19 protein-coding genes are annotated in these 19,121 nt (G+C 73.1%); 8 read left to right on the top strand and 11 right to left on the bottom strand.

Going from position 1 to position 19,121, the window contains the following annotated elements:
- Positions 1-42: 42 nt before the first annotated feature.
- Together ACGH7X_RS08705 and ACGH7X_RS08700 are read left to right on the top strand one after the other, a co-directional pair.
- On the top strand, positions 43-3,558 hold the full coding sequence (locus ACGH7X_RS08705; RefSeq protein WP_399883269.1) for a DNA polymerase III subunit alpha: 3,516 nt from the start codon (positions 43-45) through the stop codon (positions 3,556-3,558).
- Entirely contained in the window at positions 3,555-4,523 is a 969-nt protein-coding gene (locus tag ACGH7X_RS08700) for a DNA polymerase thumb domain-containing protein (protein WP_399883267.1), read from the top strand. Before ACGH7X_RS08705 ends, ACGH7X_RS08700 begins: the two co-directional genes overlap by 4 nt.
- Before the next feature lie 12 nt (positions 4,524-4,535).
- Here the strand turns inward: ACGH7X_RS08700 and ACGH7X_RS08695 are convergent, their stop codons facing one another.
- A complete protein-coding gene (locus tag ACGH7X_RS08695; RefSeq protein ID WP_399883265.1) occupies positions 4,536-4,910 on the bottom strand; it encodes a cupin domain-containing protein in 375 nt (124 codons plus the stop codon).
- Between the two features lie 163 nt (positions 4,911-5,073).
- Between ACGH7X_RS08695 and ACGH7X_RS08690 the strand changes: the two genes are divergently transcribed.
- On the top strand, positions 5,074-5,520 hold the full coding sequence (locus ACGH7X_RS08690) for a MarR family winged helix-turn-helix transcriptional regulator (RefSeq protein WP_399883263.1): 447 nt from the start codon (positions 5,074-5,076) through the stop codon (positions 5,518-5,520).
- Positions 5,521-5,694: 174 nt separating this feature from the next.
- Positions 5,695-6,561: an esterase/lipase family protein gene (locus ACGH7X_RS08685; RefSeq protein ID WP_399883261.1), complete on the top strand. Its 867-nt coding sequence runs from the start codon at positions 5,695-5,697 to the stop codon at positions 6,559-6,561.
- Positions 6,562-6,636: 75 nt separating this feature from the next.
- On the opposite strand, the gene ACGH7X_RS08680 is transcribed toward ACGH7X_RS08685, so the two are convergent.
- Positions 6,637-7,719 carry a lytic polysaccharide monooxygenase gene (locus ACGH7X_RS08680; RefSeq protein WP_399883259.1) on the bottom strand — a complete coding sequence of 361 codons (1,083 nt, stop codon included), beginning with the start codon at positions 7,717-7,719 and terminating at the stop codon, positions 6,637-6,639.
- Positions 7,720-7,933: 214 nt separating this feature from the next.
- Here ACGH7X_RS08680 and ACGH7X_RS08675 point away from each other — a divergent pair, with 214 nt between their 5' ends.
- Positions 7,934-8,401 (top strand): GNAT family N-acetyltransferase, encoded by a 468-nt coding sequence (locus ACGH7X_RS08675; RefSeq protein ID WP_399883257.1) that lies wholly within the window; start codon positions 7,934-7,936, stop codon positions 8,399-8,401.
- Between the two features lie 26 nt (positions 8,402-8,427).
- Here ACGH7X_RS08675 and ACGH7X_RS08670 read toward each other — a convergent pair whose 3' ends face one another.
- Positions 8,428-8,562 (bottom strand): hypothetical protein, encoded by a 135-nt coding sequence (locus ACGH7X_RS08670; RefSeq protein WP_061445559.1) that lies wholly within the window; start codon positions 8,560-8,562, stop codon positions 8,428-8,430.
- Positions 8,563-8,713: 151 nt separating this feature from the next.
- Here ACGH7X_RS08670 and ACGH7X_RS08665 point away from each other — a divergent pair, with 151 nt between their 5' ends.
- Positions 8,714-9,331 (top strand): class I SAM-dependent methyltransferase, encoded by a 618-nt coding sequence (locus tag ACGH7X_RS08665; protein WP_399883255.1) that lies wholly within the window; start codon positions 8,714-8,716, stop codon positions 9,329-9,331.
- Between the two features lie 13 nt (positions 9,332-9,344).
- On the opposite strand, the gene ACGH7X_RS08660 is transcribed toward ACGH7X_RS08665, so the two are convergent.
- Positions 9,345-9,845 carry a DUF402 domain-containing protein gene (locus tag ACGH7X_RS08660; protein ID WP_399883253.1) on the bottom strand — a complete coding sequence of 167 codons (501 nt, stop codon included), beginning with the start codon at positions 9,843-9,845 and terminating at the stop codon, positions 9,345-9,347.
- Positions 9,826-10,752 carry a GNAT family N-acetyltransferase gene (locus ACGH7X_RS08655; RefSeq protein ID WP_399883251.1) on the bottom strand — a complete coding sequence of 309 codons (927 nt, stop codon included), beginning with the start codon at positions 10,750-10,752 and terminating at the stop codon, positions 9,826-9,828. The genes ACGH7X_RS08660 and ACGH7X_RS08655 overlap by 20 nt, the downstream gene beginning before the upstream one ends.
- 71 nt (positions 10,753-10,823) lie before the next feature.
- On the opposite strand from ACGH7X_RS08655, the gene ACGH7X_RS08650 reads away from it, so the two are divergent.
- On the top strand, positions 10,824-11,192 hold the full coding sequence (locus ACGH7X_RS08650; RefSeq protein WP_399883249.1) for a GntR family transcriptional regulator: 369 nt from the start codon (positions 10,824-10,826) through the stop codon (positions 11,190-11,192).
- An 81-nt stretch (positions 11,193-11,273) separates the two neighbouring features.
- On the opposite strand, the gene ACGH7X_RS08645 is transcribed toward ACGH7X_RS08650, so the two are convergent.
- The 5 genes from ACGH7X_RS08645 to ACGH7X_RS08625 all read right to left on the bottom strand — a co-directional run bounded on the left by ACGH7X_RS08645 (position 11,274) and on the right by ACGH7X_RS08625 (position 16,074).
- Positions 11,274-12,044, bottom strand: a complete 771-nt coding sequence (locus tag ACGH7X_RS08645; RefSeq protein WP_399883247.1) for a DUF72 domain-containing protein — start codon at positions 12,042-12,044, stop codon at positions 11,274-11,276.
- Positions 12,045-12,078: 34 nt separating this feature from the next.
- A complete protein-coding gene (locus ACGH7X_RS08640; RefSeq protein WP_399883245.1) occupies positions 12,079-13,173 on the bottom strand; it encodes a DUF5925 domain-containing protein in 1,095 nt (364 codons plus the stop codon).
- A 138-nt stretch (positions 13,174-13,311) separates the two neighbouring features.
- Positions 13,312-14,148 carry a polysaccharide deacetylase family protein gene (locus tag ACGH7X_RS08635; RefSeq protein WP_399883243.1) on the bottom strand — a complete coding sequence of 279 codons (837 nt, stop codon included), beginning with the start codon at positions 14,146-14,148 and terminating at the stop codon, positions 13,312-13,314.
- Positions 14,141-15,250, bottom strand: coding sequence for a glycosyltransferase family 2 protein (locus ACGH7X_RS08630; RefSeq protein WP_399883241.1), 1,110 nt, complete (start codon positions 15,248-15,250; stop codon positions 14,141-14,143). Before ACGH7X_RS08630 ends, ACGH7X_RS08635 begins: the two co-directional genes overlap by 8 nt.
- Complete coding sequence (locus tag ACGH7X_RS08625; protein ID WP_399883239.1) at positions 15,247-16,074, bottom strand: glycosyltransferase family 2 protein; 828 nt, start codon at positions 16,072-16,074, stop codon at positions 15,247-15,249. Before ACGH7X_RS08625 ends, ACGH7X_RS08630 begins: the two co-directional genes overlap by 4 nt.
- A gap of 537 nt (positions 16,075-16,611) precedes the next feature.
- On the opposite strand from ACGH7X_RS08625, the gene ACGH7X_RS08620 reads away from it, so the two are divergent.
- Positions 16,612-17,418, top strand: a complete 807-nt coding sequence (locus ACGH7X_RS08620; RefSeq protein WP_399883237.1) for an SGNH/GDSL hydrolase family protein — start codon at positions 16,612-16,614, stop codon at positions 17,416-17,418.
- On the opposite strand, the gene ACGH7X_RS08615 is transcribed toward ACGH7X_RS08620, so the two are convergent.
- A complete protein-coding gene (locus tag ACGH7X_RS08615) occupies positions 17,388-19,067 on the bottom strand; it encodes a serine/threonine-protein kinase (protein ID WP_399883235.1) in 1,680 nt (559 codons plus the stop codon). The genes ACGH7X_RS08620 and ACGH7X_RS08615 overlap by 31 nt on opposite strands.
- Positions 19,068-19,121: the final 54 nt, after the last annotated feature.

Below are 19,121 nucleotides of genomic sequence, written 5' to 3'. Positions count from 1 at the left end.
GACGTTCGATAAGGCGTCGGGTTCAGAGTCGGGAGGTGCGTGATGCCGGGTTTCACGCACCTGCACACCGTCTCCGGGTTCTCCGCCCGCTACGGCGCCTCCCACCCGGAGCGGCTGGCCGAGCGCGCCTTCGAGCGGGGCATGGACGCCCTCGCCCTCACCGACCGCGACACCCTCGCGGGCACGGTCCGCTTCGCCAAGGCCTGCGCCAGGGCGGGCGTCCGTCCGCTGTTCGGCGCGGACCTGGCGGTGGCCGCCCCCGAGCCCGAGGCGGAACGCACGGCCACCTCCGTACGCCGTGACCGGCGCCGCGTCCCCGTGCGCGGAGGTGCCTTCGTCGACGAGTCGGCCCCGCGGGTGACCTTCCTCGCCCGCGACGGCGCCCGCGGCTGGGCCGACCTGTGCCGCCTGGTCTCCGCCGCCCACACGGCCGAGGGCGCCCCGCTGCTCTCCTGGTCCGACAACCACGCCGACGGCCTGACCGTCCTGCTCGGCCCCGACTCCGACGTCGGCCGCGCCCTCGCCGCAGGCCGCCCCGACCGTGCGGCGCGGCTCCTCGCCCCCTGGCGGGAGGTCTACGGCGACGCCCTGCGCCTGGAGGCCGTCTGGCACGGCCGCGAGGGCACCGGCCCCGGCTCCCTGCGGTTGGCCGCCCGCACCGTCGGCTTCGCCGCCGAGCAGGGCGTCCGGCCGGTGCTCTCCAACGCCGTCCGCTACGCCGACCCCGGCCAGGGCCAGGTCGCCGACGTCCTGGACGCCGCCCGCCGGCTCGTCCCGATCGACGCCTCCAAGGAACTGGACTCCGGCGAGGCCTGGCTCAAGGACGCCGGCGCCATGCGGCACGCCGCCGAGCGGATCGTCGAGTCCGCGGGCTTCCGGCGCGACACCGCCCACCGCCTGCTGGAGCAGACCCGGGCCACGGCCGCCGAGTGCCTGGTCGACCCCGAGGACGACCTCGGCATGGGCGCCGTCCACTTCCCCGAGCCGCACCTCGTCGGCGCCGGGCACCGCACCGCCCAGCGCGCGCTCGCCTCCCGGGCGGCGGCGGGCATGGTGCTGCGCGGCTACGACCGACGGGGCGACCGCAGGGAGTACTGGGAGCGGATGCACCACGAGCTGGACATCATCGCCCACCACGGCTTCGCCTCGTACTTCCTCACCGTCGCCCAGGTCGTGGACGACGTACGGCACATGGGCATCCGGGTCGCCGCGCGCGGTTCCGGCGCGGGCTCGCTCGTCAACCACCTCCTCGGCATCGCGCACGCCGACCCGGTCGAGCACGGGCTGCTGATGGAGCGCTTCCTGTCCAGGGAGCGGGTCGTACTGCCCGACATCGACATCGACGTGGAGTCCGCGCGCCGGCTGGAGGTCTACCGCGCGATCATCGGCCGCTTCGGCACCGAGCGGGTCGCCACCGTCGCCATGCCGGAGACGTACCGGGTGCGCCACGCCGTCCGCGACGTCGGTGCCGCCCTGTCCATGGACCCGGCCGAGATCGACCGCGTCGCCAAGTCCTTCCCGCACATCCGCGCCCGCGACGCCCGCGCCGCGCTGGAGGAACTGCCCGAGCTGAGGGAGCTGGCGGAGGAGTCCCGGCGGGACGGCGGGGGGCGTTACGGCAAGCTCTGGGAGCTGGTCGAGGGCCTCGACGCCCTCCCGCGCGGCGTCGCCATGCACCCCTGCGGCGTGCTGCTCTCCGACGCCTCACTGCTCTCCCGTACGCCGGTCATGCCGACCAGCGGCGAGGGCTTCCCCATGGCGCAGTTCGACAAGGACGACGTGGAGGACCTCGGGCTGCTCAAGCTGGACGTGCTCGGCGTGCGGATGCAGTCGGCGATGGCGCACGCGGTCGCCGAGGTGAAGCGGGCCACGGGCACCGAGGTCGACCTGGACGCCGTACCGGAGGGCGACCCGGCGACGTACCGGATGATCCGCTCCGCCGAGACGCTGGGCTGCTTCCAGATCGAGTCGCCGGGGCAGCGGGACCTGGTCGGCAGGCTCCAGCCGGCCACCTTCCACGACCTCGTGGTCGACATCTCGCTCTTCAGGCCCGGACCGGTCGCCGCCGACATGGTGCGGCCGTTCATCGAGGCCCGGCACGGGCGCGCGCCGGTGCGCTACCCGCACGAGGACCTGGCGGAGCCGCTGGAGGGGACGTACGGGGTCGTCGTCTTCCACGAGCAGATCATCGACATCGTCGACATCATGACCGGCTGCGGGCGCGGCGAGGCGGACCGGGTGCGGCGCGGTCTTTCCGACCCGGAGTCGCAGGGGCGGATCAAGGTGTGGTTCGCGCAGCACGCGACGGCGAGCGGCTACGACGCGGAAACGATTCGGCGGACCTGGGAGATCATCGAGGCCTTCGGCAGTTACGGCTTCTGCAAGGCGCACGCGGTCGCCTTCGCGGTGCCGACGTACCAGTCGGCGTGGCTGAAGGCGCACCACCCGGCCGCCTTCTACGCGGGCCTGCTCACCCACGACCCCGGCATGTACCCCAAGCGGCTGCTGCTGGCGGACGCGCGACGGCGCGGGGTGCCGATCCTGCCGTTGGACGTGAACAAGTCGGGGGCCGCACACAGGATCGAACTGGTGTCTGAATCAGGGTCACGGAAGCCCGCCGCGTGGGGACTCCGCCTCGCCCTCCTTGACGTGCACGGCATCAGCGAGGCCGAGGCGGAACGGATCGCCGAGGGGCAGCCCTACGCCTCCCTGCTCGACTTCTGGGAACGGGCCCGCCCCAGCAGGCCGTTGGCCGGACGGCTCGCCCAGGTCGGCGCGCTGGACGCGTTCGGCGCCAACCGCCGCGACCTGCAACTGCACCTGACCGAACTGCACCGCGGCGCCCGGGGCGGACGCGGCGACCAGCTCCCGCTGTCCGGCGGACGCAAGACCGCCTCCGCCGGGCTGCCCGACCTCACCTCGGCGGAGAAGCTCAGCGCCGAACTGGGCGTGCTGTCCATGGACGCCTCGCGCAACCTGATGGACGACCACCGCACCTTCCTGCGCGAACTGGGCGTGGTGTCGGCCAAGCGGCTGCGCGAGGCCAGGCACGGGGAGACGGTGCTGGTCGCGGGCGCCAAGGCGGCCACCCAGACGCCGCCGATCCGCTCCGGCCGCCGGGTCATCTTCTCCACCCTGGACGACGGCTCCGGCCTGGTCGACCTCGCCTTCTTCGACGACTCCCACGACGCCTGCGCGCACACCGTCTTCCACTCCTGGCTGCTGCTGGTGCGCGGGGTGGTGCAGCGGCGCGGCCCGCGCAGCCTCAGCGTGGTGGGCTCCGCCGCCTGGAACCTCGCGGACCTGCTGGAGGTGCGGGGCGAGGAGGGGCTCGAGGGCGTCGCGGCCCGGCTGGCCGCCGCCCCCGCCACCCCCGAGACCGCCGGGGCCGCCGCCGACGGCGACGGCGACGGCGGCGACGACGGCGACGGGGGACAGCGGACGATCCGCATGTCCACGGGGTACGAGATGCACCCCTGGGCAGATCTGCGCCCCGCGGGCGAAGGGCCCGCGGTCGGAAGGAAGTTGTGGCACCAGAGTCCGGGGAGTGCGGGATGACGATTCTCTGTGTACGTTTCCAGCTGCCGCCGATGTACGAGGCGGCCCTGCCCGAACTGCTCGGGCTGCTGGCGGAGTTCACGCCGGTCGTCGAGGCGCTGCCACCCGACGGCGCGCTGGCCGACCTGCGCGGCGCCGAACGGTACTTCGGACGCGACGCGGTGGAGCTGGCCTCGGTGATCCGCGTCCGCGCCCTCGCGCTGTACGGCGTCGACTGCGTGATCGGCGCCGGTCCCGGCCCCATGCTGGCCCGCATGGCCCTGCGCGACGCCCGGCCGGGGCTGACCCGCGCGGTGCCCGGGGGCGAGGAGCGGGAGTTCCTCGCCGGCCAGCCAGTCGCCGCGCTGCCCGGCGTCGGCACCGCGACCGCCCGCACCCTGTGCGAGTACGGCCTCGACACCCTCGGCCGGGTCGCCGCCGCGCCGCTGTCCACGCTCCAGCGCCTGGTCGGCGCGAAGGCCGGCCGCGAGCTGCACGAGAAGGCCCAGGGTGTCGACCGCGGCCGCGTCGTCCCCAACGGCGTATCCCGGTCCCTGGCCGCCGACCGCCCCTTCGACCGCGACGAGCTGGACCCCGACCGGCACCGCCGCGCCCTGCTCTCGGCCGCCGGGGAACTGGGCACCCGGCTGCGCGCCGTGGACAAGGTGTGCCGCACCCTCACCCTCACCGTCCGCTACGCCGACCGGTCGGCCACCACCCGCAGCCGCACCCTGAAGGAGCCGACCGCGCACTCGGCGGCGCTGACGCGGACCGCGTACGACATGTACGAGGCGCTCGGTCTCCAGCGCGCCCGGGTCCGTTCGGTCGTCCTGCGCGCCGAGGGCCTCGCCCCCGCCGAACAGGCCTCCCACCAGCTCACCTTCGACCCCGTGGACGAGAAGGTCCGCCGGATCGAGGAGGTCGCGGACCGCGCGCGGGCGAAGTTCGGGCCGAGGGCGGTGATGCCGGGGTCGCTGGCGGCGTGAGGCCCCCGTGGGTCAGTTGGCCCACGGGGGAGTGATCCGGGTGCCGTCGGCCATCCGGGCCGTCAGGCCGACCGAGGTGGTGACCCAGGACGTCGCGGTCCGGTCGGTGGGGTTCTCGACGGCGAGGGTCGCCCCGGGGTTGATGATCACGGTGTCGCCCGCGGCGACGCGCTCGGTGCGGCCGTCGAGGGTGATCAGCAGTTCGCCGGTGAGCAGATGGAAGATCTCCTCCCGGTCGACGGTGTGCGCGGGTGCCTTCGTCCCCGCCGGGATCTCACCGCGCCAGGCGCACAGCTCCTTGCTGCCGACGCGTGGGTTGGCGTACGAGACGAAGCGGGTGCCGTGGATCTCGTGGGTGACGCCTTCGGACGAGCGGACGACGGGCATGGCGATCTCCTCTGGGTGCGACTGGGTGCGACTGGGTGGGACTGGGTGGGACTGGGTGCGATGCGACTGTGGATGTGACCAAATGGTCAAGTTGCTTGACCATTTTGCCGGTCCTTATAGTCAAGCTGCTTGACCAACATGTCAAGGGTGTTTCAATGCCCCCGTGCAGAACTCCGACGCCATGGCCCTGTCCGCCGCCCTGCTCGCCGCGGCCGGCGGGCTCACGCAGCGCATCCACGAGGGGGTCGTCGCCCGCGGCTTCGAGGGGCTGCGCCCCGCGCACGGGTTCGCGTTCACCAGGCTCGCCCCGGACGGCGCGACGGTCACCGACCTCGCCGCCCACCTCGGGACGACCAAGCAGGCCGCCAGTCAGCTCGTCGAGGAGCTGGTCCGCAAGGGGTATGCCGAACGCCGGCCGCATCCCGCCGACGCGCGCGCCCGGCTGGTCGTACTGACCGGGGCGGGGTGGGCCTGCACGCGGGCCGCGGAGGAGGCGGCGGCGGAGGCCGTGGACGCGTGGGTCGGCGTGCTGGGCGAGGACGGGGTGCGCGCGTTGCGCGACAGCCTGCTGCGGGTGGCGCCGGGCGGACCGGTGCGGCCCACCTGGTGACCCCCTATCACCTGCGGTGCCGGCGGCGTTGGTTATCGCTGGAAGTTTTTACTGACGCGTAACTTCACACTTGCACTACTCGCCCGTAACTTGACGAGTGAACAGCATCCTCGTGATCCGGATCACAGGGCGTCCTGCTGACGCAACTCCCCTGAGCCGCAAGGAGATCACCCGATGCTGCCCTGGAGCCGATTGCTCAGACCGCTGACCGCGCTGCTGCTGACCGCCGCGATCGCGCTGCTCCCCGCCGCCACCACCGCCCACGCCGCCGGCGCGCGCCCCAGCGCCGGCTGGAACGACTACACCTGCGAGCCCTCCGCCGCCCATCCCCGCCCCGTCGTCCTGGTCCACGGCACCTTCGGGAACTCCGTCGACAACTGGCTGGGCCTCGCGCCCTACCTGAAGAACCGCGGTTACTGCGTCTTCTCCCTCGACTACGGCCAACTGCCCGGCGTCCCGCTCTTCCACGGCCTCGGCCCGGTCGAGAAGTCGGCGGAGCAACTGGCCACCTACGTCGACAAGGTGCTCACCGCGACCGGCGCCGCCGAGACCGACATCGTCGGCCACTCGCAGGGCGGCATGATGCCCCGCTACTACCTGAAGTTCCTCGGCGGGGCCGCCAAGGTGAACGCCCTGGTCGGCATCGCGCCCAGCAACCACGGCACCACGCTTTCCGGCCTCACCAACCTGCTGCCGTACTTCCCGGGCATCGGGGACCTGCTGAACGAGCACACCCCCGCCCTCGCCGACCAGGTCGTCGGCTCCGACGTCCTCACCAAGCTCAACGCGGGCGGCGACACCGTGCCAGGCGTCCGCTACACCGTCCTCGCCACGAAGTACGACGAGGTGGTCACGCCGTACCGCAGCCAGTTCCTCAGCGGCCCGGGCGTGCGCAACGTCCTGCTCCAGGACCTGTGTCCGCTCGACTTCTCCGAGCACCTGGCGATCGGGCTGTTCGACCGGATCGCCTTCCACGAGGTGGCGGGCGCCCTGGACCCGGCGCACGCCACACCCACCACCTGCGCCTCGGTCTTCGGCTGACGAGACGCCCGGCACACACGCGGGGTCCGTCCGGCCTGAGCCGCCGGACGGACCCCGCGTTCCCCCGGTCCCGGGTCAGCGGCCGTGACGGCCACCGGTCAGCGCCCGGCGGCGGACCGACGCGAACAGCGCGGCCGCGCCGAGCGCGAGGGCGGCGGCGCCACCGACGGCGATGTAGGGCGTGGTGCTGTCCCCGCCGGTCTCGGCGAGGTTCTCGGTGCTCGCACCGGCGGCCTTGACCTGGTTGGGCTCACCGGCGGCCGCTGCGGCCTCGGCGGCCGGGTCGGGCGCCGCGTCCGGGGCGGCCGGGTCAGTCGGGTCCGTGGTCGTCTCCGCGTCCTGGTCGCCGTGGCCGTGGTGCTCGATCGTCGACTTGCCGGCCGCGGCCGCGAGCTGCTCCTCGGACGGGGCGGAGGCCTCGGGTGCCGGGGCGGCACCGCCGGCCGCGTCCCCGCCCGCCGCGTCGCTGCCGGTGTCGCTGCCCGTGGCGTCCCCGGCCGCGGTGCCGCTGTCGCCGCCGAAGGAGATGTCGGAGCAGGAGTAGAACGCCTCGGGGCTGTCCGAGCGCTGCCACACCGCGTACAGCAGGTGCTTGCCGGAGCGCTCGGGCAGAGTGCCGGAGAAGGTGTAGAAACCGCCCGAGGCGGCCGGGTCGGTGACCGTCGCCACCGGGGCGGACAGGTCCAGGTCGCCCCAGCCCAGCGGACCCGCCGGGTCGAAGCCGGGCTTGGTGATGTACACCTTGAACGTGCCCTTGTGCGGGGCCGTCACGCGGTACTTGAAGGTGTAGGAGCCGCTGCTCACGCTGGTCGCTGGCCAGTCGCCGCGGGCCAGGTCCATGCCCTTGAACGCCGGGTCGTTGGCGCTGCACAGCTTGCCGTCCGGGATCAGCTCCTGGTGCTTGCCCGCCGCGTTGCCGATGCGGATGCCGTTCCAGTCGTAGAGCGCCTGGGTGCCGCCGGCCGCGACCGCCGCCTTGCACGCGTCGGACTTCGGGTTCTCGGGGCCCTCGGCGTGGCACTGCGACACCCGGCTGACCGGGGCGCCCATCGAACCGTGCGCCGACGCGGGAGCCGCGGCCAGCGTGGTCAGGGCGAGCGGGGCGAGACCGGCGACGGCGACGGCGACGGCCCTGCGGGACGCGGACGGTGCGGGCATGGGGATCTCCTCGAGACGGTCACGGGGAACGGGGAACGGGGAACGGGGAACGGGGAAAAACGGGGAACCTGGGCCTTGGGCCGGAACCCGTGGGGTGAGCAGCAAACTAGCCCCGGGAAACCGTGAAATCGCCTGCTGGAGGCGGGTGATGGAGATCCTTATGGTCGCGTTAAGGGAGTGCTCAGGCTGTGCTGAGGTAGCTACCGTTCGCGGCATGACACACGAGCACGAAGAGCGGATCCGGCAGGCGGTCACCGCCGACGTACCGGCCGTCGAGGCCGTCACCGACGCCGCCTACCGCCCCTACGTCGAGCGCATCGGGGTGGTGCCGCAGCCCATGGAGGCGGACCACGCGGCGAACGTGGCCGCGGGAAAGGTGTTCGTCACGGGCGAACCCGGAATGGGCACGGTCGGCCTCGTGGTCCTGGAGGAGTTCACGGACCACCTCTTCCTCGACAGCGTCGCCGTCCACCCCGACGCGCACGGCAGAGGGGTGGGACGGCGGCTGCTGCGGTTCGTGGAGGCACACGCGCGTGCGCTGGGTCTGCCCGAGATCAGGCTTTATACCAACGCGAAGATGTGGGAGAACCAGGAGATCTACCCGAAGTACGGGTACGAGCCGGTGGAACGCCGAGTGGACGGGTCCTACGACCGCGTCCACTACCGTAAGCGGCTGCTCTGACGCGTCTCATGACGTGACCGGCCCGGTCAGCTCTCCGGCCACCACGTGCGCGCGATGTCCTTGCGGACCTCCGGGCGTCCCGAGGGGCGCTCGTCGGCCTCCTCGCGGACTCGGCGGGCGTCGGTCTTCTTCAGGGGCTTCTGCACGGTCAGACGGCGCATGGCTGCCTCCTTACGGATCCACCGGGTTCCGCGTTCTCACGGAGGTAGACCCTTTCCCCGAGAGTTGCCCATCGATGCATTCCTGTCAGTGGCGGTTGTCACGTTCCGGCGCCACGACTCCGTTGTCAGTGGCTGGTGTCACTCTTGGCGCATGAGCGAAGACAGTGATCGGACGACCGCACCGCGTGTCGACTGGGACGCGGAGGCCGCCGCCTTCGACGACGCACCGGACCACGGCCTGCGCGATGCCGGCGTACGCCGGGCCTGGGCCGCCCGGTTGGCCTCCTGGCTGCCCGCCCGCCCCGGCGACGTCCTCGACCTGGGCTGCGGCACCGGCAGCCTGTCGCTCCTCGTGGCCGAGCGGGGACACCACGTCACCGGAGTCGACCTTTCCCCGGCCATGGTGGAGCTGGCCAGGACCAAACTCGCCGGTCGTGACGCGGTGTTCCTCACCGGTGACGCCGCGGCACCGCCCGTCGGCGAGCAGCGCTTCGACACCGTGCTGGTCCGCCACGTCCTGTGGACGCTGCCCGACCCCGGCCGGGCCCTGCGGCACTGGCGGGAGTTGCTGCGCCCCCGGGGCCGGCTGGTCCTGGTCGAGGGAGTGTGGGGCACCGTCACCCCGGTCGGCATACCCGCCGACCGGCTCACCGCCCTCCTCACCCCGCACGCCGGGCAGGTGCGCGTGGAACGGCTGTCCGGCGACCCGGCGCTGTGGGGGAGGGAGGTGACCGACGAGCGGTACGCGGTGGTGGCGACATACGGGTGAGCCGGGCGGCGCACTATTCCAGCAGGTCGGTGAAGCCGTCCCCGCGGGCCAGCCGCTCCAGCTCGTCCAGTGCGGCCACGGCGGCGGCAGCGGCCCGCGGGTCCCGCTCCGCAAGCCCGCTCTCGGCGAACTCGTCCTCGTCCAGCCGCCGTACGTCCGTGCCGTCGGCGGAGCGCCACAGGTCCAGGTCGAGGTCCTCGACGACCAGCCGGGTGCCGGTCAGGACGGCGGGGCGGGTGATGTCGCAGTACCAGCCCTTCAGCACACCGGCCTGAGTCCGGACCTCCTTCACGGAATACCACCGGTCGCGCCAGTAGTACTCGGTGAAGACGTCGCCGGCCTCGAAGCGCACGAAGCCGAAGTCGCGGACGCCGTCACCGGCCCAGGGGGCGCGTACGGCGAGGCGGGTGCCGTCGTCGTGCAGCAGCTCGCTCGCGTACCGGATCTTCGTACGGCCCGCCTTGACCAGGACGACCTCCACCACGGCCGGTGTCTCAGCCGAGTTCACGGACATGGCGCACCTCCGTCGCGCAGACCTCGTAGCCGAGCCACTTGTTGATGGCGAGCATCGGACCGTTGTCGGTGTCGTTGCCCGTGAACGCCTCCGTGTACCCGGCCGCGCGGGCCCGGTGCAGCGAGTCGGTCTTGGCGAGCTTGGCCAGGCCCCGGCCGCGCTGGGCGCGGATCGTCCCCGTCATCGCGGTCGAGTAACGGGTGCCGTCGGTGTAGGCGACGCTGAAGGCGGCCGGGCGGCCGTCGACGACCGCGACCGTGGTCAGCTCACGGTTCAGCAGCGGGTGCCGCCAGGTCTCCGCGAGCCAGGCCTCGTAGTCCGTGAACTCCACGTCGACGTCGCTCGGTTCGTCCGCCACCGTCTCCGCGTCCAGTTCGAACATGGGGCGCGGGTCGTCCGCGAAGTCGGCGGCGGTGCGCAGCTCGACCCCGGGAGGCGGCGTCCACAGCGGCGGAAGCGCGGCCTTGGCCAGGTCCAGTCGCAGGAAGTGGGCGGCGCGCCGCCGCTCGTAGCCGTGCCGCTCGGCGAAGGCCAGGTTGGCCGGGCCGTCCAGCACCCAGGAGTACAGCTTCGTCGCGCCCTCGCCGGCCAGGTACTCCTCGGACGTGCGCACCAGCAGCCCGCCGGCTCCGCGCCGGAACCTCTGCGGGTGGACGTAGATGTTCAGGAAGCCCTGACCGGGCTCCGGACTGTCGTGGACCAGCCCGATCTGGGCCGTGCCGATCACCTCCCCGTCCTCCTCCGCGACCAGGGACCGGCTCCGGGCGTCCGGGGGCGTGTGGACCAGCCGGTGCACGACGGCCTCCGGCGTCCACAGGATGAACGGCACGGCGAGATGGCGGACCTGGGCGAAGGCCGCGACATCGGCCGGGTCGTCGGAACGCAGATCGCGTACAAGAACGGTCATGTGGGCGCACGCTACGGCGGACGGGTGGCCGGGTGCCTCTCATTTTCCCCGGGATACGGGACAATCGCCGCGTGACCTTGAAGATCCATATCGATGACGGCACGCCGCCCTACGAGCAGGTGCGCGCGCAGATCTCCGAACAGGCGCGGTCGGGCGTCCTGCCGGTCGGCCACCGGCTGCCGACCGTGCGCGGACTGGCCGAGTCCTTGGGCCTCGCCGCGAACACGGTCGCCAAGGCGTACCGGGCGCTGGAGGGGGACGGGGTGATCGAGACGCGGGGGCGCAACGGAACGTTCGTCGCTGCCGCGGGCTCCGCGGCGGAGCGGGAGGTGGCGTCCGGGGCGCAGGAGTTCGCCTCGCGGGCGCGGCGGCTCGGGGTGACGGAGGCTGACGCCCTGGACGCCGTGCGGGATGCCCTGCGGGCGGCTTACGGGGAGTGAGCGCCGTTCGGGTTTGGGGCGGCGCCCGGCTGCGGGTGCCTTGTGGCTGGTCGCGCCCATGCGGCGGAGCCGCACAATGTCTCAGCCCCGCGCCCCTGTGGTGCGCGTTCGTGTGACCGTTGGGCCACACCTCCGCGCCAGTCCGGCGAAGACCTGTGCGTCGCTCACCGCTGCCGCGTTCGGGTCGTTGTTGAAGTAGGCGTACACGTCGCTCGTGTTCGGCCAGGTGGTCGCGATGCGGTCGGCCCAGGTCGACAGGGAACGGCGGCCGTAGCGTGGCCATGCCGTGGCGCGGCCCTCGTGGAAGCGGACGTAGCCCCAGTCCGCGGTGCGCCACAGCGGGGTGACCGGGCGGGCCCGGACGTCCGCCCAGCACAGGGCCGCGCCCCGGGACGTCAGGACCTCCCGGACCTCGGGCGTCCACCAGGACGCGTGCCGGGGTTCCACCGCGACCCGCGTGCCGGGCGGGAAGCAGGCGAGGCAGGAGTCCAGCAGGGCCGGGTCGGCCCGCAGGGTCGGCGGGAGTTGCAGCAGGACCGGACCGAGCCGGTCGCCCAGGCCGGCCGCGTGGGTCATCAGGCGGTCCACCGGCTCCGCCGGGTCGCGCAGACGTCTGATGTGGGTGAGGTAGCGGCTCGCCTTGACCGCGACCACGAAGTCCGGCGGCACCCGCTCCCGCCACGCCTCGAACGTCTCGCGCGTCGGCAGCCGGTAGAAGGCGTTGTTGATCTCGACCGTCGCGAAGGCGTCCGCGTACCGCTCCAGCCAGAGGCGGACGGGCAGACCGGGCGGGTAGAAGGCCTCCCGCCAGTCCCGGTACTGCCAGCCCGACGTGCCGACGAACAGGGTCATACCCCCATCAAAACACCCGGGAGCGGGTGCCGGGCTACAGGTACAGCCCGGCCTCCCGGCCCGCCCGCGGCTCCGGCAGCGCGGTCGGGGAGGTGCCCCGGCGCAGCGCGTACAGCTCCGCCAGCGTGGCGCCCTCGCGGCCCACGCCTTCCTCGGTGCCGAGCCAGTCCACCGCCTCGCGGCGGGTGAGCGGGCCGACCTCGATGCGGGCCAGGCAGCGGCCGGGGCGGACGACGGCGGGGTGCAGGCGCTCCAGGTCCTCGTTGGTCGTGACGCCCACCAGGACGTTGCGGCCCTGGCCGAGGAGCCCGTCCGTGAGGTTCAGCAGCCGGGAGAGGGCCTGCCCCGCCGTGTGCTTGGCCTCGCCGCGGATCAGTTCGTCGCAGTCCTCCAGCAACAGCAGCCGCCAGCGGCCCTTGCCCGCCGCGTCCTCCTCGCCGATGGCGATGTCCATCAGGTAGCCGACGTCGGAGAAGAGCCGCTCCGGGTCGAGGACGCAGTCCACCTGGCACCAGTCCCGCCAGGAGCGGGCGAGGGTGCGCAGCGCCGAGGTCTTGCCGGTGCCCGGCGGGCCGTGCAGGAGCAGCAGCCGGCCCGCGATGTTCTCGGGCGTCGTCTTCATCAGGCCGTCCATCGCGTCCGCGACCGGCGCCGTGTAGTTGGTCCGGACCTCGTCCCAGGTGCCCGCGGCGATCTGCCGGGTGGTGCGGTGCGGGCCGCGCCGCGGGGAGACGTACCAGAAGCCCATCGTCACGTTCTCCGGCTGCGGTTCGGGCTCGTCCGTCGCGCCGTCCGTCGCGTCGCCGAGCACCTTCTCGGCGAGGTCGGCGCTGGTCGCCGTCACCGTGACGTCGGCGCCCCGGTTCCAGCGCGAGATCAGCAGCGTCCAGCCGTCGCCCTCCGCCAGCGTCGCGCTGCGGTCGTCGTCGCGGGCGATCCGCAGCACGCGCGCGCCGGGCGGCAGCAGCGTGGCGCCGGACCGTACCCGGTCGATGTTCGCCGCGTGCGAGTACGGCTGCTCGCCCGTGGCGAAGCGGCCGAGGAACAGCGCGTCCACGACATCGGACGGGGAGTCGCTGTCGTCGACGTTGAGCCGGATCGGCAGGGCTTCGTGCGGGTTCACGGACATGCCGCCATGATCCGGCACCCGGCCGCCGGGTGCACCCGCTTTCCCGGGCACACGCGGCGGGTGGGCACGGACGGCCGACGGGCCCGAAGCCGGTGGCCGGTGGTCGCGGTCGGCGGCCGATGGCCGGTGGCCGGTGGTTCAGGCACCGGTCCCCGGCCCCCGTTCCCGTCCAGGCACCCGCCCACGCGCCTGCCGCGTCCTGCGGAGTACGGCGTACCCCTTGGTGAGGGCCCGGTCCCGGGCGAAGGCGCGGGCGATCGCACGGCCTTCCACCAGCCGGGCGAACTGGTCGAGCCCCGTACTCCGGCGCACCGTGACCCGCCGCAGCGCGTACGGGCCCTGGGCGCGGCGTGCCAGGCCGTTGCCGACGGCGAGCGCCTGCGCGTACCCCGTCTCGCGCACCGCCCGCCGCACCCGGCGGTCCGAGTATCCGTAGGGATAAGCGAACGAGGCGGGTACGGAGCCCAGTTGGTCGGCGACGATCTCCTTGCAGTGGATCAGCTCGAACCGCAGCCGCTCCTCGTCGAGCCGGTCGAGCTGTGGATGGGTGTGGCTGTGCCCGCCGATCTCCACGCCCGCGGCGGCCAGTTCGCGCACCTGGTCCCAGTCGAGCATGGTGTCCAGGGCGCCCCCGGTGTCGTACGGGCCGCGCAGCCAGCCGGTCGAGACGAAGAGGGTGGCCGGGAAGCCGTGCTTGACGAGGGCGGGCAGGGCGTGGCGGTGCACGCCCGCGTAGCCGTCGTCGAAGGTGACGAGGACCGGCCGCCCGGGCAGCGGGCGGCCCGAGCGCCAGGCCGCGGCCAGGTCCGCCGTACCGATCGGGGTGTGGCCCAGGTCGGCGATCGCCGCCATCTGCTCGGCGAACGCCTCCGGGGTCACCGACAGGGCACGGGTCGCGTCGTTCGGGTCGGCCGCGACCGCGTGGTACATGAGGATCGGCACGCGTGCGTCGGCCTCGTGGACCTCCTCAGCCATGCGCGCCCTCCTCGACGGGCGCCATGACGGGAGCCACCGAGACGGGTGCCACCGAGAACGTGGGGCCGCCGCGCCGCGCCCGTACGCTCCCCACGACGTAGCCGCCCGCCGCCGTGAGTACCCCGGCGACGATCGCACCCGCCCGGCCCGCGCCCCCCGGCCGGGCCAGCACGGCGTCGCGCAGTCCGCGCACCACGCCGTACGGCAGCACGCGGGTGGCGTACCGGCGTTCGGACTCGAGGCCCTTCCCGGCGCCGACGCTGCGTGCCACCAGGGCCTTGGACAGGCCCTCGGCGTAGGCGCGGGTGCGGAAGTAGCCGAAGTGCTCGCGCGCCGCGGGCACCCGGTGGTGGATCACCGCGCGGTCGTCGATCAGCAGGACGGCGTCGGGCCGGGCGCGGGAGAGCCGGATGCACAGCTCGGTCTCCTCGCAGCCCAGTGGTCGCTTGTCGCCGTCGCGTCCGATGCCGGTGGCGAAGCCGCCCGCCGCGTCGAACGCCTCGCGCCGGAAGGAGGCGTTGCCGCCGAGCACGTTGCGCACCCGGATCCGGCCGGGCGGCAGGCCGCGGTACGTGCAGCCCACCACCCAGTCGAACTCCTCCGGGAACCAGTCGGGCCGGCGCCCCGACGCCCAGACGGGCACCGTGCGCCCGCCGACGGCGACGACCGCCGGGTCGGCGTACCCCTCGGCGAGGTGCCGCAGCCAGTCGCGCTCGGCCACGGCGTCGTCGTCGAGGAAGGCGATCACCTCGCCGCGCGAGGCGGCGATGCCGGTGTTGCGGCCGGCGGACAGGCCGCGGGGACCCGCGTTGGCGAGCACCCGCACGCCCTGCCCGCCCCGCACGCCCTGCCCGTCCCGCCCGTACTCCCCGTCCCGCCCGTACTGCCCGCCCCGCAGGTCGCACCCGTCCCGGCTCTCCTGGTACTCCTTCAGCAGCCGCTTCCCCAGCGCGTCGTTGTGGTCGACGACCAGCAGCGTCTCCCGGGCCGGGTGGGACTGCGCCCGCACCGAGGAGACCGCCGCGAGGATGTCCTCCCAGCGGTCCTCGGTGTAGACGCAGATCACGACGGAGACCGTGAGTGCGGCGCCGGCACCGCTCAAGACGCCTCTCCCCGGGCCGAGCCGGCCGCGACCAGCGTCGGGGAGTGCGTACGGCTGCGCAGGGCACGCCGGTTGGAGCGCTCGTCGAGGATGACTCTGAGCACCCGCAACCCGTCCCGCACGGCGCGCAGATTGCTGACGCCGTGGATGCGCAGGTACTCGTGGCTGGGAATCTCCTGGACCTTCAGACCGGCCTTCACGACCCGGATGTTCATCAGGGTCTCCACCTCGAACCCGGTGCAGTCGAGGTCGATCTTGTCCAGGCAGTGCCGCCAGAACGCGTTGTAGCCGTAGCACAGGTCGGTGTAGCGGGCGCCGAACTTCCGGTTGACCACCGCGCACAGGGCGCGGTTGCCGAGCTTGCGGACGAAGGTCATGTCGTCGGTGCCGCCGCCGTTGGCGAAGCGGGAGCCCTTGGCGAAGTCCGCGCCCGAGACGAGGGCGGATACGTACGACACGATCTCCTGGCCGTCCGCCGAGCCGTCGGCGTCGACCATCACGATGATGTCCCCGGTGCACTCCTTGAAGCCGGTGATCAGCGCGTCCCCCTTGCCCTTGCCGCGCTGCTCGACCACCTTGACGTCCGGCCGCAGCGCCCGGGCGACCTCGACGGTGTCGTCGGTGGAGTCGCCGTCCACGAGGACGACCTCGTGGACCCAGTCGGGCAGCGTCTTGAAGACGTAGGGAAGGTTCTCCGCCTCGTTCATGGCGGGTATCACCACGCTCACCGGCGGTGCTATCGCCAGGTGAGAGGAGACGGGCCGGTACTTGCCGGCGGGTGACGGATCGTTGCCCGTCGACGCCGGCTGCAGAACTGAGCTCATGACTCTGGTCCCTCTCGTCCGGCGGACCGCCCGCCCCAGGGGCGGTCCGGCTCTGTATCCGGTTCGAAAGGGGGGTTCTCACCCACGGCATGACGCGACGAATCTCCGTACGTGCCAGGTGAGTCGGCAAAGCCTGTCGGCGCCAAGGAGAAAACGGCAGCCGACCGCGCGGCGCGGCCCGGTCACCGCATGCGGTCACCGAGCACGGCACCCCCCTACCGCGCGTCCCGCCCCGGTGCGCCGCGGCCTCGAGCCCTCCCCTGAGCCGCTTGCCGACGTACCAATGCGGGAGATGTATGACGGTATTGACGATTGAACCCGTATGGCAAGACCTGAAAGCAGGTCTCACCTTTTTGTGGGTTTGACCGGGCCTCAATGTGACGCAGCGCGCATCGGAGCGTCAAGGGCGCACTGACGTTCCCACTGACTTTCGTCCGAATTTGAACGAGTGTCAGCCATTCCTTGGCATGGACACTTCCAGTCAACGCGCGTAGCTGCTACCACGGTTGTGGCAGAGATCCTGCTAAAGGAGGTTCCATGAGACGTTTCCGACTTGTCGGCTTCCTGAGTTCAGTCCTCCTCGCCGCCGGCGCCGCCCTCACCGGGGCCGCGACCGCGCAGGCGGCCCAACCCGCCGCAGCCGACGGCTATGTGGCCCTCGGCGACTCCTACTCCTCCGGGGTCGGAGCGGGCAGCTACATCAGCTCGAGCGGCGACTGCAAGCGCAGCACGAAGTCCCACCCGTACCTGTGGGCGGCCGCCCACTCACCCTCCACGTTCGACTTCACCGCCTGCTCCGGCGCCCGTACGGGTGATGTTCTCGCCGGACAGCTCGGCCCGCTCGGCTCCGCCACCGGCCTCGTCTCCCTCAGCATCGGGGGCAACGACGCGGGCTTCGCCGACGTCATGACGACCTGTGTGCTCCAGTCCGACAGCTCCTGCCTCTCGCGGATCGCCACCGCGGAGGCGTACGTCGATTCGACGCTCCCCGGCAACCTCGACGGCGTCTACTCGGCGATCCGCAGCAAGGCCCCGAACGCCCACGTCGTCGTCATCGGCTACCCGCGCTTCTACAAGCTCGGCGCCACCTGCCTCGGCCTCTCCGAGACCAAGCGGAAGGCGATCAACAACGCCTCCGACCACCTCAACACCGTGATCGCCCAGCGCGTCGCCGCCCACGGCTTCACCTTCGGCGACGTACGCACCACCTTCACGGGCCACGAGCTGTGCTCCGGCAGCGCCTGGCTGCACAGCGTCAACTGGCTGAACATCGGCGAGTCGTACCACCCCACCGCGGCCGGTCAGTCCGGCGGCTACCTGCCCGTCCTCAACGGCGCCGCCTGACCCGAAGCGGAAGGAGAAGGGGAAGAAGGAGCAGAGGAGGCGGAGGCCCCGCCCGTCGGGGTCTCCGTCTCCGTCCCGGTCTCGCAGGTCACCGAGAACGCCACCGCGTTCGACGTGGCCTCCACCGGAGCCCGCACCTCCACACGGACGGCGCTCTCGAACGCGCCACCGTCGTCGTGCGTCGTCACCACCACGCCGGCCTGGCGCGAGCGGTCACCGCCCGACGGGAAGGACAGCGTCCGCCAGCCCGGGTCGGAGACCGATCCGTCCGCCGTCACCCAGCGGTAGCCGACCTCCGCAGGCAGCCGCCCCACCGTGAACGTCGCCGTGAAGGCGGGCGCCCGGTCGTGCGGCGGGGGACAGGCGCCCGCGTAGTCGGTGCGCGAGCCCACCACGGACACCCTCACCGACTGAGGCTCAGGGCTGCTCTGCCCGCCGTGGCTCCCGGACGGGGCCGTGGGGCTCGGCTCAGCCCCGCTCCCGGTCGCGCCCGGCGCCGTGGAACCGGCCCCCGGGTCCCGGCTTGCGCCCGAACCCGCCGTCCCGCCACCGCCGTCGGACCGGTTCAGCAGCGCGTACGTCAGTCCGGCCAGCGCCAGTACGAGCACGGCAAGACCCAGGATCAGCACGGCACGCGCCCGCCGGTCCCGGCCCTCGGGCGCGCGGGGCGCGGACGTGCCGGCGGTCGTCGGTACGGGCATCGGCGGCGTCGGCGCGGTGGCCGGCGCCGGGTGGCCCGCGGCCGTCGGGTCGTACGCGCCGTACGCTCCGTACCCGCCGGAGGGTGCCGCGTGCGCGGCCGGGTCTCCGGCGGAAGGGGTGCCCCCGGCGCCCACGAGCCGCAGATCCCGTTCCGCCTGCTCCGCCGGTGTCCGCTCGGCCGGGTCCTTGCGCAGCAGGCCCGCCACGACCGGCGCGAGCGCACCGGCCCGGTACGGCGGCGGCAACTCCTCGTCGACGATGGCCCGCAGGGTGCTCAGCGGCGTGTCCTGGCGGAACGGCGAGACGCCCTCGACCGCCGCGTACAGCAGCACGCCCAGCGACCACAGGTCCGACTCGGGACCGGGCGTACGGCCGAGCGCCCGCTCCGGGGCGAGGAACTCGGGCGAGCCGATCACCTCGCCGGTCATGGTCAGCGCCTCGCTGCCCTCGACCCGGGCGATCCCGAAGTCGGTGAGCACCACCCGCCCGTCGTTGGCCAGCAGCACGTTGGCCGGCTTCACGTCCCGGTGCAGCACGCCGGCCTCGTGTGCCGCGCGCAGCGCCGCCAGCACCTCGGCACCGATCAGCGCGGCGCGCCTCGGCTCCAACGGGCCCTCCGCGTCCAGCAGATCGGCCAGGGACAGCCCGCGGACCAGCTCCATCACGATCCAGGGCCGGTCGCCGTCGGTGGCCACGTCGTACACCGTGACCACGTTGTGGTGGGAGATCCGGGCGGCGGCCCACGCCTCGCGCTCCAGGCGGGCGTACATCCGCCGGACGTCGGCCTCCGCCAACCCGGCGGGGGCGCGCACCTCCTTGACGGCGACCTCGCGGTGCAGCACCTCGTCGCGGGCGCGCCACACGGTGCCCATGCCGCCCTCACCGAGCGGGGACAGCAGACGGTAGCGGCCGGCGATCACGCGCTCACCGTCGGGTTCTCCGGACACCGGCGCCCCCTATGACGTCTCGCGCGGACATTCCACGGGAACGGGCCCGTATCG

It is taken from the genome of Streptomyces sp. BBFR51 (genome assembly GCF_044591655.1).
GTDB lineage: Bacteria > Actinomycetota > Actinomycetes > Streptomycetales > Streptomycetaceae > Streptomyces.
This window is presented reverse-complemented; position numbering and strand designations above follow the sequence as displayed.

Bases quoted from the DNA above. Each gene is read 5' to 3' on its own strand.
- ACGH7X_RS08625 (WP_399883239.1), bottom strand. From the start codon at position 16,074: ATGAGCTCAGTTCTGCAGCCGGCGTCGACGGGCAACGATCCGTCACCC.
- ACGH7X_RS08660 (WP_399883253.1), bottom strand. From the start codon at position 9,845: ATGTCCGTGAACTCGGCTGAGACACCGGCCGTGGTGGAGGTCGTCCTG.
- ACGH7X_RS08635 (WP_399883243.1), bottom strand. From the start codon at position 14,148: ATGGCTGAGGAGGTCCACGAGGCCGACGCACGCGTGCCGATCCTCATG.
- ACGH7X_RS08620 (WP_399883237.1), top strand. From the start codon at position 16,612: ATGAGACGTTTCCGACTTGTCGGCTTCCTGAGTTCAGTCCTCCTCGCC.
- ACGH7X_RS08685 (WP_399883261.1), top strand. From the start codon at position 5,695: ATGCTGCCCTGGAGCCGATTGCTCAGACCGCTGACCGCGCTGCTGCTG.
- ACGH7X_RS08695 (WP_399883265.1), bottom strand. From the start codon at position 4,910: ATGCCCGTCGTCCGCTCGTCCGAAGGCGTCACCCACGAGATCCACGGC.
- ACGH7X_RS08645 (WP_399883247.1), bottom strand. From the start codon at position 12,044: ATGACCCTGTTCGTCGGCACGTCGGGCTGGCAGTACCGGGACTGGCGG.
- ACGH7X_RS08665 (WP_399883255.1), top strand. From the start codon at position 8,714: ATGAGCGAAGACAGTGATCGGACGACCGCACCGCGTGTCGACTGGGAC.
- ACGH7X_RS08655 (WP_399883251.1), bottom strand. From the start codon at position 10,752: ATGACCGTTCTTGTACGCGATCTGCGTTCCGACGACCCGGCCGATGTC.
- ACGH7X_RS08705 (WP_399883269.1), top strand. From the start codon at position 43: ATGCCGGGTTTCACGCACCTGCACACCGTCTCCGGGTTCTCCGCCCGC.
- ACGH7X_RS08680 (WP_399883259.1), bottom strand. From the start codon at position 7,719: ATGCCCGCACCGTCCGCGTCCCGCAGGGCCGTCGCCGTCGCCGTCGCC.
- ACGH7X_RS08640 (WP_399883245.1), bottom strand. From the start codon at position 13,173: ATGTCCGTGAACCCGCACGAAGCCCTGCCGATCCGGCTCAACGTCGAC.
- ACGH7X_RS08700 (WP_399883267.1), top strand. From the start codon at position 3,555: ATGACGATTCTCTGTGTACGTTTCCAGCTGCCGCCGATGTACGAGGCG.
- ACGH7X_RS08670 (WP_061445559.1), bottom strand. From the start codon at position 8,562: ATGCGCCGTCTGACCGTGCAGAAGCCCCTGAAGAAGACCGACGCCCGC.
- ACGH7X_RS08675 (WP_399883257.1), top strand. From the start codon at position 7,934: ATGACACACGAGCACGAAGAGCGGATCCGGCAGGCGGTCACCGCCGAC.